15 protein-coding genes are annotated in these 15113 nt (G+C 43.8%); 2 read left to right on the forward strand and 13 right to left on the reverse strand.

The window, feature by feature from the left end:
* Positions 1–19: 19 nt before the first annotated feature.
* Positions 20–1708 carry a formate--tetrahydrofolate ligase gene (locus QVP40_RS10500; RefSeq protein ID WP_022068376.1) on the forward strand — a complete coding sequence of 563 codons (1689 nt, stop codon included), beginning with the start codon at positions 20–22 and terminating at the stop codon, positions 1706–1708.
* Between the two features lie 184 nt (positions 1709–1892).
* Here the strand turns inward: QVP40_RS10500 and QVP40_RS10505 are convergent, their stop codons facing one another.
* On the reverse strand, positions 1893–2705 hold the full coding sequence (locus QVP40_RS10505; RefSeq protein WP_022068377.1) for a MerR family transcriptional regulator: 813 nt from the start codon (positions 2703–2705) through the stop codon (positions 1893–1895).
* Between the two features lie 75 nt (positions 2706–2780).
* Between QVP40_RS10505 and QVP40_RS10510 the strand changes: the two genes are divergently transcribed.
* A complete protein-coding gene (locus QVP40_RS10510) occupies positions 2781–4127 on the forward strand; it encodes an MATE family efflux transporter (RefSeq protein ID WP_022068378.1) in 1347 nt (448 codons plus the stop codon).
* Positions 4128–4248: 121 nt separating this feature from the next.
* Here the strand turns inward: QVP40_RS10510 and QVP40_RS10515 are convergent, their stop codons facing one another.
* The 12 genes from QVP40_RS10515 to QVP40_RS10570 all read right to left on the reverse strand — a co-directional run.
* Positions 4249–4575 (reverse strand): nucleotidyltransferase family protein, encoded by a 327-nt coding sequence (locus QVP40_RS10515; protein ID WP_022068379.1) that lies wholly within the window; start codon positions 4573–4575, stop codon positions 4249–4251.
* A gap of 320 nt (positions 4576–4895) precedes the next feature.
* The gene (gene xylB / locus QVP40_RS10520; protein ID WP_022068380.1) at positions 4896–6353 is read right to left on the reverse strand and encodes a xylulokinase; all 1458 of its coding nucleotides are present in this window, start codon (positions 6351–6353) and stop codon (positions 4896–4898) included.
* Between the two features lie 186 nt (positions 6354–6539).
* Positions 6540–8024, reverse strand: coding sequence for an L-fucose/L-arabinose isomerase family protein (locus QVP40_RS10525; RefSeq protein WP_022068381.1), 1485 nt, complete (start codon positions 8022–8024; stop codon positions 6540–6542).
* Positions 8025–8154: 130 nt separating this feature from the next.
* Complete coding sequence (locus tag QVP40_RS10530; protein WP_022068382.1) at positions 8155–8772, reverse strand: DUF4867 family protein; 618 nt, start codon at positions 8770–8772, stop codon at positions 8155–8157.
* Between the two features lie 134 nt (positions 8773–8906).
* The gene (locus QVP40_RS10535; protein WP_022068383.1) at positions 8907–9785 is read right to left on the reverse strand and encodes a helix-turn-helix transcriptional regulator; all 879 of its coding nucleotides are present in this window, start codon (positions 9783–9785) and stop codon (positions 8907–8909) included.
* Between the two features lie 75 nt (positions 9786–9860).
* Entirely contained in the window at positions 9861–10532 is a 672-nt protein-coding gene (locus QVP40_RS10540; protein ID WP_022068384.1) for a YoaK family protein, read from the reverse strand.
* Positions 10533–10655: 123 nt separating this feature from the next.
* Positions 10656–11072, reverse strand: coding sequence for a hypothetical protein (locus tag QVP40_RS10545; RefSeq protein ID WP_022068385.1), 417 nt, complete (start codon positions 11070–11072; stop codon positions 10656–10658).
* On the reverse strand, positions 11059–11850 hold the full coding sequence (locus tag QVP40_RS10550; RefSeq protein ID WP_022068386.1) for a ParA family protein: 792 nt from the start codon (positions 11848–11850) through the stop codon (positions 11059–11061). The genes QVP40_RS10545 and QVP40_RS10550 overlap by 14 nt, the downstream gene beginning before the upstream one ends.
* A 99-nt stretch (positions 11851–11949) precedes the next feature.
* The gene (locus QVP40_RS10555) at positions 11950–12588 is read right to left on the reverse strand and encodes a GNAT family N-acetyltransferase (RefSeq protein ID WP_022068387.1); all 639 of its coding nucleotides are present in this window, start codon (positions 12586–12588) and stop codon (positions 11950–11952) included.
* Between the two features lie 396 nt (positions 12589–12984).
* Positions 12985–13779 (reverse strand): arylamine N-acetyltransferase family protein, encoded by a 795-nt coding sequence (locus tag QVP40_RS10560; RefSeq protein WP_022068388.1) that lies wholly within the window; start codon positions 13777–13779, stop codon positions 12985–12987.
* Between the two features lie 72 nt (positions 13780–13851).
* Complete coding sequence (locus QVP40_RS10565) at positions 13852–14487, reverse strand: corrinoid protein (protein WP_022068389.1); 636 nt, start codon at positions 14485–14487, stop codon at positions 13852–13854.
* 41 nt (positions 14488–14528) lie between these two features.
* Positions 14529–15113, reverse strand: a 585-nt coding sequence (locus tag QVP40_RS10570) for a dihydropteroate synthase (protein ID WP_288200483.1), incomplete at its 5' end; no start/stop codon positions are given.

The following is a 15113-nucleotide window of genomic DNA, read 5'->3' on the forward strand; positions in this document are numbered from 1 at the left end:
ATGAAAGGAGACAAAACTTATGGGATTCAAGAGTGACATCGAAATCGCACAGGAATGCGAAATGAAACCAATTACTGAGATTGCTGCAAAAGCAGGTATTGACGACAAATATCTGGAGCAGTACGGAAAGTACAAAGCAAAAATCGACTACAATCTTCTGAAAGAAACAGACAAACAGGACGGCAAGCTGATCCTTGTTACAGCTATCAACCCGACACCGGCAGGCGAAGGAAAAACAACGACAACTGTAGGTCTTGCAGACGGTATGCAGAAGCTTGGCAAAAACGTTATGGTTGCGCTTCGTGAGCCATCTCTCGGACCGGTATTCGGTGTAAAAGGCGGCGCAGCAGGCGGCGGATATGCGCAGGTTGTTCCTATGGAAGACATCAACCTTCACTTTACAGGTGACTTCCATGCTATCGGCGCAGCAAACAACCTTCTTGCAGCAATGATCGACAACCATATTTTCCAGGGCAACGCTCTTAACATCGACCCGAGAAAGATCACATGGAGAAGATGTGTGGACATGAACGACCGTCAGCTTCGTAATGTAGTAGACGGCCTTGGCGGAAAGACAAACGGTATGCCGCGTGAAGACGGCTATGACATCACTGTTGCTTCTGAGATCATGGCAGTTCTGTGTCTTGCAAGCGATATCAAAGACCTGAAAGAACGTCTTTCCAGAATCATCATCGGATATACATACGGCAAAGTTTCCGAGCAGAAACCGGTAACAGCAGGAGATCTTCATGCAGAGGGCGCTATGACAGCTCTTCTGAAAGACGCTCTGAAACCAAACCTTGTTCAGACTCTTGAGCATGTTCCTGCAATCGTACACGGCGGACCATTCGCTAATATCGCTCACGGCTGCAACTCTGTAACAGCTACAAAAATGTCTCTGAAACTGGCTGATTACACAATTACAGAGGCTGGCTTCGGCGCTGACCTTGGTGCAGAGAAATTCCTTGACATCAAATGCCGTATGGCAGGCCTGAAACCGAACGCTGTTGTTGTTGTTGCAACTGTTCGTGCTCTGAAATACAATGGCGGTGTTGCAAAGGCTGATCTGAACAACGAGAACCTTGAGGCTCTTGAGAAAGGTCTTCCGAACCTTCTGAAACATGTAAGCAATATCACAAACGTATACAAACTTCCATGTGTTGTTGCGATCAACGCTTTCCCGACAGACACTAAGGCAGAGCTTGATCTTGTAGAAGCAAAATGTAAAGAAATGGGCGTAAACGTAGCTCTTTCTGAAGTATGGGCAAAAGGCGGCGAAGGCGGTCTGAAGCTTGCAGAAGAAGTAATCCGTCTCTGTGAAGAGCCAAACGATGACTTCTCCTACTCCTATGAGCTGGAAGGCTCCATTGAGGACAAACTGAACCAGATCGTTCAGAAGATCTACGGCGGCAAGAGAGTTGTTCTTACAGCTAACGCTCAGAAACAGGCAAAACAGCTTGAAGATCTTGGCTTTGGCAACTGCCCGATCTGTGTTGCAAAAACACAGTACAGCCTGACAGACGACCAGACAAAACTGGGCGCTCCTACAGACTTTGAGGTAACTGTACGTAACCTGAAGATTTCTGCAGGTGCCGGCTTTATCGTAGCCCTTACCGGCGAGATCATGACAATGCCTGGACTTCCAAAAGTACCTGCAGCTGAGAAGATCGATGTAGACGAAACAGGAAAGATCACAGGTCTGTTCTAATCAAAGGTCACTCATAGATACTCTATAAGTAATATACAGAAAACCGTCCGGAAATGAACCCTCTCCGGACGGTTTTCTCTTTTACATATCTGATACAAATTAGACATAATAAATTTGACAACAGTAAACTTTCTGTCACATACCTGGAAAGAATGATCATTATACTTCCGGAGCCTCCGTGCCGTCAGAAAGACTCTTCTACAGGGATCACTACTCTTGTTACATAATCGTTATCGTCTGCTATGGCAAAATCATTCATTCCGGATTCAAAGGCAAAGCCCTTTAATACAAGATTTTCCTTCTCTGCAAATGCCAGCATTTTTTCATAAAGCTCAGGAAGTCTGTCCCAGATCCCTCTCTGATAACCGCAAAGGCAAAGCCCTCTTTTCCTGATCAGAATCTCCCCTCCTTCTTCCGCTTTCAGCGCCGGAGAAAAAACGCCTTCATACTTTTCAAATTTCTTTTCTCTTACCTTATCAACAGAAATATAGCTGCCGATCCCCATTCTGCACTGTTCAATCCCCCAACATTCCTTTGCACAGGAAAACAGATCTTTCAGATTTTCTTCTTTTATATCGAAAGGAATCACCCGGAAACACTCCTCAGGAAGCTGTTTCAGTTCTATAAGCATATCGTCCACACGGCTGCATACTTCAAGCTGCTCCTTTCGGATCTTCAAAACTTCTTTTGTCTTTTCCAGCCTTTGTATCTCTCTGTTTATCTCATTTATTTTTTCATCGGCCAGCTTCATAAATTTATCCGGTCCCGGCTCCTGCACATAAGAACGGATTTCGCTGATGCTCATATTCAGCTCTTTCAGCATACGAATATATTCAAAATCAATGCTCTGACGGCTAGTATAGTAGCGATACTGATTCTCCCCCTTTTTTTCCGGGGAAAACAGCCCCACAGAATCATAATAATGCAGAGTTCTGGGATTCACCTGATGAATGGCTGCAAACTGTGATGTTGTTAAATCTGTTTCCTGTTTTTTCATATTTCCCTCTTGACCTTACACTTACTGTAAAGTTTATGATATCTCATGCACAGCAAAAACACAAGGAGGAATCTTATGAATCAGACAAACGACAAGTCTCTGAACGCCTATCAGAAACCAGTCACTTTAAAAAATGTCATACTCTTTACCCTGCCAACCATAGCCATGTCTCTGTTTATGTCCTTTTATACCATGGTAGACGGGCTTTTTGTATCAAGACTCATCGGGACGAACGCTCTTTCAGCCATTAATCTCACTGCCCCTGTTATTTCCCTGGTCACTGCTGTTTCTACCATGCTGGCTACCGGAGGCAGCGCTGTTATCATGAAAAAAATGGGAGAAAAGAAAGAAACAGAAGCCAGACAGGATTTTACCAGTCTTATATTTGTAAATGTCCTGGTAGGACTTATTATGGGTACGATTGGATACTTTGCCATGAACATGATCTTTTCCAATATGAAGCTCTCTCTGGAAGTCATGGGCTATTGCCGGGATTATCTTGGACATTACCTGATTTTTACCGTCCCGATCCTTTTAATGAATAATTTTTCTCTTTACCTGATCGCCTCCGGCAAATCTTCCCTGTCCTTTATCTGTTCCGTAGCAGGAGGAATTGCGAATATTATCCTTGATTATGTTTTTATACAGATACTGGAAATGGGAATCGGCGGCGCTGCCGTAGCAACCGGAATCGGCTATTCAGTTACTACTGTAGCAGGATTGGCTGTATTTTCCAAAAGAAAAAACATGCTGCACTTTGTAAAACCTGTATATCGTTTTTCCGTACTGAAAAAAACAGTAACTAATGGCTGTTCGGAAATGGCAACCGCTCTGGTGACAGGAATCACTACTCTTATCTTTAACTGGACCATGCTGAAATATGTCGGCGAAGACGGAGTTGCCGCTATTACCATCATCATGTATGTACTGATGTTTGTCAGCTCCCTTTTCAGCGGATATTCCTATGGCGCTGCGCCTATGATCAGCTATTATTACGGCGCTCAGAACCATTTTAAACTGAAAAAACTGATTCGTCTCAGTCTGAAGATCATTACCGCGATCTCCGTAAGCGCTGCCCTGATCTCCCTGCTTATTACCGAACCTCTGGTATCTGTTTTTACTGAGCCGGACTCCCCGGTCTATCAGCTTGCAGTAACCGGAAACCGCATCTGCACTACTGCGCTTTTATTTATTGGATTTAATATTTTTGCCAGCGGAATGTTTACTGCTCTAAATAACGGAATGGTATCCGCAATGCTTGCCTTTACCAGATCCTTTGTTTTTATGATCATCTGCCTTCTGGCTCTTCCTGCCCTTCTGGGCGTTACCGGAATCTGGCTTGCAAATCCTGCCGCCGAACTGATGGCAATAATTCTGGCCGCATGGATGCTTCTGAAATACAGAAAAAAATATCTGTACTGACAAATATGGGAGAGCGTTTTTCCTTTCGCTCTCCCATAAACTGTCATCATATTGCCTACACGGCCTTCTTTTTTATCTTTTAAAAGAAACTGATAGTCATTTTCTGCCAGGTCAAAATAACTCAGTCCTTTTTCCATATCAGCTTCCCCTCCTTTTTTATATTTTCATTAAATCGGTAGCTAGTACTGAATTGTTCTCCTGAGGAAAATTTCAGATCCACTTCAGGAAGATCATACTGTTCAGGTATTACTTCGGCTCTCATTTGTCTCATAATTCTGGGAGAAGTATCATCCGATACCTTAACCAGAACATCCACATCTGACCAGAATTTCTGTTCTCCTCTGGCATAGCTTCCGTAACAGTATATTGCTGTTACATAATTGGAAAATTGTGTACGAAGTTTCTGTACAGCCTGATCCAGCGCTTTTTTATGACGATCGTCTGACATTCCGTTCTCTCCCCTTCTTTATAAGCTGTGTGTAACAACAGTAGCCGTATAATTAATTTTAGTGTAGCACATCCATTCGGTTATTACTATAGCTTTTAATATTTTTGTAAAAAAGAAGGCTGCACGTTACTGTTCACACGGCTCTATCCCGCGAGGTGTTTTGGCATGTATATGCCAAAATCCCGAGACATACAAGCCAAAATTCCATTGCCGTAGGCAATCTGAAATGAATTTTGGCTCGTTGCTGTGAACGGAGTGAACAGTAACGGCTGCACTCCGCATACACGGATTTACAGCCCCCTTATTATCTTTTACAGAATTTAAAACAGGTCTTTCATTGCAGGATAAAGCTTTCTGAACTTCTGGTAGCGTTCCTCATATTTCGCCACCAGCTCCGGTTCCGGCTCAACCGTATCCACTACATGAGCCATTTTCTTTCCGATGGTTTCCACATCCGGGTATGCGCCGCAGCCAACAGCCGCCAGCATGGCGCCTCCCATGGACGGTCCTTCCTCAACCTCAAGTACATCAACCTTCAGGTTCATGACGTTGGCAATGATTTTTTTCCACAGAGGGCTCTTTGCTCCCCCGCCGCAGATCTTGGTACGTTCAATCTTAATTCCAAGGCTTCTGGCAACCTCAAGGGAATCGCGAAGACCAAAGGCAACGCCCTCCAGAACAGCCTGAGTCATATCTGCTCTCGTAGAGTCCATGGACATGCCAAAGAACACGCCTCTGGCATCCGGATTATTGTGAGGAGACCGCTCTCCCATCAGATACGGAAGGAAGAATACACGGTTCTCTCCAAGCTTATTGATAGGCGCCTGCTCTGCCGCAAAATCCTTTGTCTGAAGGATTTCTTCTGCCCACCACTTATTGCAGGAGGCAGCGCTTAACATGCATCCCATCAGATGATAGCTTCCGTCTGCGTGACAGAAGGAATGAAGAGCATTGTTTTCATCAACGCCAAAATCTTTACTGGAAATAAAGATTGTTCCTGAGGTTCCAAGAGAGATGTTGCACTGTCCGTCTCCCACTGTTCCTGTTCCAACAGCAGCGGCAGCATTGTCTCCTGCGCCTGCAACAACCTTTACATTTTCCGAGAATCCAAGCTCGTCTGCAATGGATTTTTTGAGAGTTCCCACAACCTGCCAGCTCTCATAAAGCTTTGGAAGCTGTTCTTCTTTTACACCACAGATCTCCATCATTTCCTTTGACCAGCAGCGGTTCTTAACATCCAGAAGAAGCATTCCGGAAGCATCGGAAACGTCTGTGCAGAAAGAACCTGACAGACAATATGCAAGGTAATCCTTTGGCAGCATGATCTTTGCGATGTGGGCAAATTTGTCCGGCTCATTCTTTTTCATCCACAGAATCTTCGGGGCAGTAAAGCCTGCAAAAGCAATGTTTGCGGTGTATTCAGACAGCTTATTCTTGCCGATTTCGTTATTCAGATACTCTGTTTCCTCCTGGGTACGTCCGTCATTCCAGAGGATAGCAGGGCGGATCACCTGATCATTTTCATCCAGAGTTACAAGGCCGTGCATCTGACCTCCAAAGCCGATTCCGGCAACTTCTTTGCGGTCAATATCCTTTGTCAGCTCCTTCATTCCCTCCATGCTCTGAGCAAACCAGTCCTGCGGATTCTGTTCCGACCAGCCCGGATGAGGGAAAAATAATGGATATTCCTTTGATACAATATTACAGATTTTTCCGGATTCCTCCATAAGCAGAAGCTTTACAGCAGAGGTTCCCAGATCAATTCCAATATAGTACATATTTTCCGTCCTTTCTTTTATTTCGGTCCGATTTTCAGTACGGTTTTTATTTTTAAACTACACATCCCGGGTTTCCCCGGGACGTGTATCTTTTATTGTTCACAAAGCTGATTTTTATTCCCTCCGGCCTGCGGCAATGGATTTTCAGCCTGTATATTTCAGAATTTTATCACCTGGAGAATGATCTTATCCCCATGGATTTTCTGTAGGATATCTTACGCCTGCCGGCTGATTGTAACCGATCTCTTCTACCGGAACGCCAATGTATTTGAATACCTCAAACAGAGCTTTTCCATAATGTCCGAAAGCAACTGCGCCGTGATGCGGATAGCCTCCCTCAATAAGAACGTGACGGTAGAAACGTCCCATTTCCGGAATCGCAAATACGCCGATAGAGCCAAAGGATCTTGTAGCAACCGGAAGCACTTCACCATGTGCAATATAAGCGCGGAGCTTGTTGTCAGCAGTGCTCTGCAGACGATAGAAGGTGATGTCTCCAGGCTGGATATCGCCTTCCAGAGTACCCTGTGTTACTTCTTCCGGAAGAGCTCTTGCCATGATCATCTGGTATTTCATCTCACAGGAAACAAGTTTTCCGGAAGCAGTATTTCCGCAGTGGAATCCCATGAAAGTATCTTTCAGAGTGTAGTTATATTTGCCCTCAATGGACTCTTTATACATATCCTTTGGAACAGTGTTGTTGATATCCAGAAGTGTAACTGCATCCTGGCTTACAACAGTTCCGATAAACTCACTTAAAGTACCATAAATATCAACCTCGCAGGAAACCGGAATTCCCTGTGCGGTAAGGCGGCTGTTTACATAACATGGAACAAAGCCAAACTGTGTCTGGAATGCTGGCCAGCATTTTCCTGCAATGGCAACATATTTGCGGTATCCTCTGTGCTCCTCAACCCAGTCCTTTAATGTCAGCTCATACTGTGCAAGCTTTGCAAGGATTTCAGGTTTCTTATTACCTTCGCCAAGCTCTTCCTCCATCTCTTTTACAACTGCTGGAATACGCTCGTCACCTGCGTGTTTGTTAAATGCCTCAAACAGGTCAAGCTCAGAGTTCTCTTCAATTTCAACGCCAATGTTATAAAGCTGTTTGATCGGTGCGTTACATGCAAGGAAGTTCAGCGGACGCGGTCCAAAGCTGATGATCTTCAGATTATTCAGTCCTTCGATTGCTCTTGCGATCGGCAGGAACTCATGAATCATGTCCGCGCAGTCCTCTGCGTCTCCAACAGGATATTCCGGAATGTAAGCTTTTACGTTGCGAAGCTGCAGGTTATAGCTTGCGTTCAGCATACCGCAATATGCGTCTCCACGTCCCTGACAGAGATCATTCTGTGTCTCCTCTGCTGCTGCGATAAACATTTTCGGTCCGTCGAAATGCTTTGCAAGAAGTGTCTCGGAGATCTCCGGACCAAAGTTTCCAAGGTATACACAAAGAGCGTTGCAGCCTGCTTTTTTGATGTCTTCAAGAGCCTGAACCATATGAATCTCGCTCTCTACAATACAGATTGGACATTCATAAATATCCTTTGCGTCATATTTCTTTGTGTAGGCCTCAACAAGAGCTTTTCTTCTGTTTACAGAAAGGCTTTCCGGGAAACAGTCTCTGCTGACTGCAACGATTCCAACTTTTACTTCTGGCATGTTATTCATGATTTTTTCCTCCATTTTTTCTGTTATTTATTGGTTTATAGTTGTTTTTATACGACTGCGTATAAGTTTTATAAATATCTCTTTATAATTTTCTTTTTATAAATCTTCTGATTTTTCTGATGCTGCATCCTTATTCAATTGTGATATTTTCACCTTTCAGCCCATTAAAAGCTCCCTCAATTCCAGCTTCCTCATGAGCGATCAGCCATTTATTTTTTGCAGTAATAAGTGCGTCCTCTCCTGTTTTTTTCAACTGGAAATTAATCTCCGTATTGGTTCCCTTCGGCAGAACAACCACGCACTGGAATCCGCTTTCTTTTACATTGCAGGGCGCATAATGCAGTGTTGTGGCATACACCTCAATGGCTGTGCCTGCCGGTACAAGAAAAGCTTCGATTTTTGATGTATCGTATGTAAAATCATCCTCAATATCCTTCTGTTCTCCGATCAGAAGAACCAGATCTGTGGCTGCAACATTGATCTCAGAATTTCTGTGATATTCTACTGCATTCAGTTTTTTGTTGTGTCCGTTGCAGTATCCGATCTGAATCGGCAGTCCGCCGTAGGCTCTGTTCTGAAGCTCTTTTGCCACATCCAATGCCTCCAGCTCATCTACAGAAGGAACGTAAATCACATCTTCCGGTACTGGCATATGCTTCATTTCTTTTAAAAGACCGGTGAAGTCATATCCCTCCAGAACTTTTCCGTATTTTCGGAAAGAATCATCTGTTACATTCTGAATTTTCATTGTAATTCCTCCTTACAACTTCCATGAAAGTCCCATTGCTCTCCGGTGCTCTCATTCATTGAAAAAAGCATACCACAGTCCGGTATGCTTTTCGCCGCTTTTTTTATCTGATTTATAGCATTTTTTTGACATTTTTATTTAAAGCTGTCAGTTTCCTGCTCAGCTGCTTTCTGCTTTTTTTCACGCTTCACCTCACTTGGAAGCACCCCGTACCGCTTTCTGAAATCCTTGGACAGTCCACGGCTGCTGCAAAACCCGTTATCCAGGGCAATCTGACCGATTGTATGATCTGTATTCAGAATATCCCGATAGGCATAAGAGGTACGGATATCCTGAAGATAAGTCTTAAAATTGACTTTTGCATACTCCCTGAACATTCTTGACAGATAAGCGTCTGAATATCCGAACATTTCTGCCAGGTCTGAAAGCTTCAGCTCCTCTCTGTAGTGTTCTCTCATATAAGTGGTAATTCTGGAAAGAGCATTCAGATGCCGGTTATGACGAAGCTCCTTCTCCTCAACCTCTGTTACCCGATACTGAGTAACCAAAAGATAAAGAAGCTCATAATACAGAGAAATCGTGCGGAAATCGTATCCATTCCGCTTTTCTGCATACACATTATAAAGTCTCTGCACCAGAGAGATCAGCCGCCTGTCTGACGGATTGCCGCTGTCCTTTCCACCGCGCACACCGCCCTCAAACCGGATAAACTGCTGGGCTGTAAAATACCCTTCAAACTGCCTGAGAGGTATCTGGATCACTGCGGTTTTATTCGTCTTTAATGCATGAACTGAATGGATTTCATTGGCATTCACTATGAGAAGTTCTCCTGCATGAAGGGGATATTTCTCATGATTAATATAAAAAAGTAGCTCTCCCTCCATAACAGCAAAAATCTCTATAGAGGTATGCCAGTGCTTTTCTCTTATATAGTTCCCCCTGCTCCCCTCAAAAAGAAAAATCTTAAAGGGCAGCCCTTCATTGGGAATGATCAGTTCGTGCTGAAACTCCATACTCTCACCTGCCGTTTTCCAAAATATCTGCATTTATTTTATCATAAATCCACCTGCATTTTAACATATCAGAGGTTATATTTTTTCGTAATTCATCAACAAACAGGCTGCTGTCAGAAGAACCGGAGATATCCAGATAGCTCTCAGTCCAATATGAAGGGACATCACGCCTCCCATACCTGCTCCCACTGCAAAGATCAGAATAATCCCATAATAATGTACAGCTTTTTTCAAAGCTCCGGGCTTTTTATCTCTCAGATAAACAGCCAGACTTTCTGTTCCCGCCCGTAAATTTCCGATGCACATGGTACTGGCATAGCCATAACCGTGAACTTTTCGGAAAGTCTGAACCTGCATGGCGCAGGAAAAAGATACCAGCATAGTGGCAGCCATATTAAACTGTACAGGAATAAATCCCACCAGAAAAAGAATCGCAATTTCCAGGGCAACAATAATCTGCCGCCAGTGGATGCGGCTTCTGTATTTATATTTCTGCTGAATTCTCTCTGCCACAAATACTCCCATGGCAAAGGCAATTACAGGGAAGAGATAATGCAGGGCTTCCACCCACTTTCCCATCATAAAATACTGGCTCATAAGCACCATATTTCCTGTCTGCGCATTGGAAAAAACATGATCTCTTACATTATAAGTATAAGCATCCTGAAAGCCTCCTGACAATGCCAGAAGCGCACTGAGCCGGAATGTTTCTGATGTCTGATGCCTGATTTTTTCCACACTTTCCATCTCCCATCCGTATTTTTACCAAATAAAAACTGCCGCAAAATCAATTTCCCGGAAAGTATTTTTTCATCTTTCTGCAAAAAATACTTTCCAGTGATCCCGTGACAGCTTTTTATTTCTTATTTTTTAAAGTAGATATATCGGAAGCTCTTCTGTTACATGCACCGGTCCATTGACACTTTCCGGCTGTTTCGCCTTATCAGAGATAAATTTTGCCTGGATCTCTTCTGAATTGGCAGGAGTAAGTACAGAAGTCTTTACACTTTTTGCAGTCTTTGCCGCTGTGGTTTTTCTCGTTGTTGTCTTTTTGGCTGCTGTCTTTTTAGCTGCTGCCGCTTTGGTTACAGATGTTTTTCCTGATGTTGTCTTTTTAGCAGTTCCCGCTGTTTTTTCTGCAGATGAAACCTTTGTCTCTGCTGCTTTTACAGTTGCCGTCTTTGCCTCCGTCGTTTTTTTAACGCCTGCTTCTGCTGTCTTTGCTGCTGTAGTTTTCTTTGCGCCTGCGCTTGCTGCGCGCTTAATACTTTCCTTACCTACTGACACGTCTCATTACCTCCTCTGCCAACGCTGTATATTCTTTTGCACTTCTGCTGGATTTTTTGTACTCCACTACCGGAGCGCTGTTGTCCTGAGCCCATTCTACAGAACTGTCCACCCTGATAAAGGAATCAAACACATAAATTTCTTCCAGCTCGTGTAAAGTTTCCATTGTCTGTTTAAAATAGTTTTTACGGGTATCCACTTTTGTAACTGCAATTCCCGCAACCTTCAGTTCCGGCGCAATCTGCTTTACCTCGTTCAGGAAATCAAACATATTTGCCAGACCGAACATTCCCCAGGGACTTGCCTCCACAGGAACAACCACCTGATCCGATGCACACAGGATATTCATGACCCAGCCTCCCAGCGTAGGCGGCGCATCGATCAGAATATAATCATAAACGCCCGAATCTTTTATGTTCTGAAGACATTTTTTTAAGATAAATTCTCTCTGCCATTTTGTAAACAGCTCATACTCAATAGAACTCATCAGAGTAGAAGAAGGAATCAGATCCAGATTCTCATAATCCGTATGCACAATATAATCTGCCAGATCCTTCTGCTCTCTTATTGCATGATAAAGATTCTTGTCGCCTGCTGCCTGTTCCAGCACCCAGTCCTCGGAAAAAAAAGCCAGTGACAGATTTAACTGCATATCTCCGTCAATTATCAGAACCTTTTTTCCGGCCCGGGCCATTGCCGCGCCAATATTGGAACAGGTGGTAGACTTGCCGCTGCCGCCCTTATTATTTGTAAAACAAATGGTTTTTGTTTTGTTCATAACATTCCCCCATGTCTGTGAAACCTGTGGAGCAAAATAGTCCTGTGCCCTCATTCTTTCTTTCACTGATTTACATTATACGGGTTTCTCCGACAGTTTTCAAGGCAATTTGCCGATTCCCACAGGGTAATTCATTTCATGCCATTCTTCGCCTCCCCATGTAGAATTGGCAGCTCCCTTATCCTGAAATCCCATTTTTTCATACATAGGTACTCTGGAATCCAGACAGGTCAAAAGTACCATGTCTTTTTCTTTTTGCACCATTCTGCAAAGATACCGATACATAATCGCTCTGGCAAGCCCCTCTCCCCGATATTCAGGAAGAACCGCCAGTCCAAGAAGCATTATCGTTTTTCCTTCCGGAACATGAAGCTCTGCGTTTGTAAAAAATTCATCCCTGAACGTTGTCTCATCTGTAGCAAGACCATTTAAAATCCCTGCGATTTTTCCTGTTTGTCTGTCAACTGCCACAAGAAAATACTCCGGCGCCTTTGTAGCACGTTCTACCATCATTTTTTCAGAGCAGGCCTCACTTGGAGGAAAACAAGCTTTTTCAACCCCTGCTGCTTCTACGGCTTCTCCTAGTCTGATCTCTCTCAGTTCAAATCTGTCATCCAGGTTTATTTCTGAAAGATACTCGTTTTTCAGCATCTTCTGTTCCTCCCCTGTCTCTTTTTTAATCTCTTTCTGAATTTCATTTTCTTTTATATTCGCATTCTCTGCCATTCTGGTTTTCATGATATCCTCCCTGCTTTTAATCCTGCGTCAAGATTCAGTATATTACTGCTCACTCCATTCACAGTAACCTGGTCAAATGCCTCCTGCACAGTAACTTCAGTACAAATTAAAATACGAATTTTTCTGTTTTGATTTGCCGGGATACTCAGCATTTATGTATGATCTTCCATGTTGTATAATATTAGAATACTTCATAGTACAAGGCTGAATCTCTGAGCTTTCTGTCCCAATCAGTCTAGCACATAGAATATAAAATTTCCAGACATGACCGCAGCCCTAGGGAAAGTTTTTATCTTTTATCATTCACCGTTTTACCTTCCAGTGGTCGTACAGAATATATTTTTTCCTGCCAGATAAAAACGGCTTCCGCTTTATTTACGGAAACCGTTTTACCTGTCAGATGACTTCTATTTTAAATTCTTTTTTCAGTACTTCTCTCAGTTCCTCTCCTGAGGAAAGGGTAACAATCTTCTTGCCTTCCTTTTCGCGAAGTGTAACCTGATTTCCTTCTACAGAAAGAGGGCCGTACTCTGTCATTCTGTGCACCACTACCTTGTCATAAAACATGGCTCCAGGACTGCACATTGCCTGATTTGCCGGAGCAAAATCAACAGGAGCGCTGGGAAATTCTGCCACCATAAATATTTTTATGCCTGATTTTTCCCTGTTTTTTTCTCCCTTATGCCAGAAATTCAGCCATCCTGCACATTCTCTTTCAAAATAAAAGCTGCCAAAATCAGTATGAGTAACAGCGCCCGGCTCCATAAGAGCAGCCCGGACACAGGCAATGCCTCCATAACCCACATCACAGAAATATTTTTTACCGTCAGCACAGACCACACTGGCTCTGTGCGTAGGCATCCGAAGCCCCGGACGCCTGAGAACCCGGCAGGCAACAGGATACGCCTGATATCCGAGTCCCCTCAGAAGGCCCAGAAATAATGCATTCAGCTCAAAACAGTAGCCGCCTCTTCTGCCCTGAATGATTTTTTTATAAACAGTATCCAGATCAGTTTGGATCAGCTCATGGGTACGTACCAGATCCAGATTTTCAAAAGGAATTTCTTCCAGATGTCTCCGGATCAGCCTGTCCAGAAACTCCAGGGTACACTCTTCCTGTGGAAGTTTCAGCTTTTTCAGATAAGCAGCGCACTGCTTCTGGTTTAGCTGCTCAAAGGATTCTTCAAGCATATAACAACTCCCTGTTCCGCCCGTTTTTTATAATACAGCCGTTTCTATGTGAATTTTCTTTCAGAATACTTACTATGCGGCAAGCTCTCTTGCTTTCTTCGCGCAGGAGGCTGCATCCTCTGTATACGCATCTGCTCCGATCTCATCTGCAAAAGCCTGAGTAATAGGCGCTCCGCCAACCATTACCTTTACGTTCGGACGGAAAGCGGCTTCATTGATCAGCGCTACTGCTTCCTTCAGCGCAGGCATGGTTGTAGTAAGAAGAGCTGAACAGCAGATGATCTTTGTGTCTGGGTTTGCCTCGTATGCCTCCACGAATTTTTCTTTCGGAACATCAACACCGAGATCGATCACCTCAAAGCCTGCAGATTCCAGCATCATACTTACCAGATTTTTGCCAATATCATGAAGGTCGCCTGCTACGGTTCCGATAATTACCTTTCCCGCTGCCCCTGCTGCGCCTGTTGCAAGATGAGGTTTCAGAACCTCAACACCTTTTTTCATGGCTCTTGCAGCTACCAGCATTTCCGGTACAAAAATTTCACCGTTTTTAAACTTTTCACCTACAGCATCCATTGCCTTGATCATTCCGTCATTCAGAATTTCTGTCGGATCACAGCCTGCATCAAGTGCTTCCTGAACTGCATTTGCGATCACCTTTGCTTTTCCTTTTTCTACTAAAGCGTAAACTTCCTGAATACCTGCCATTTGAAACTACCTCCTCATTTTTATATTAAAATTAATAACTGTTATTTTTTCGGTCCGAAAATCCCTTCCCGGTATGCGCTGATGTATTCCATACAGTAATCATCCCGTCCCAGAAGCGCTTCTGTAGCATAAATCACGCCCATCATATCTCTGTTGGTGGGATCAAGGATCGCGCTGTCCAACCCTGCGTTCATTGCAAGAACCGTAAAGCCCAGATTCACCATCTTACGAACCGGAAGATTAAAGGAAATATTGCTGACTGCAGCTGTAATGTGAATGTCTGGATATTTTTCCCGAATGGTACTGATCACTTCCACATTCATGGCAATTCCATCTTCTGAGGTACAGAGCATTTCCACAAGCGGATCAATGTGCATTCTGTCCGGACTGATTCCGTACTCCTTTGCCTTTGCCATAATATTGTCAAAAACTCTCAGTCGGTCTGCAGCACATTTCGGAATACCTGTATCATCAGAAAGCAGGCAGATCACTTCCCATTTCGTATCTGCGATCAGAGGAAACAGTACGTCCATTTTGTTTCCCTCACCGGAAACAGAATTAATAAGTCCCGGTCTTTTACAGTACGGAAATACCTGTGCAAGCACTTCTGCGCTTGGACTGTCCAC

This window comes from Blautia sp. CAG:257, assembly GCF_000433815.1.
Classification (GTDB): Bacteria; Bacillota; Clostridia; order Lachnospirales; family Lachnospiraceae; genus Blautia_A; species Blautia_A caecimuris.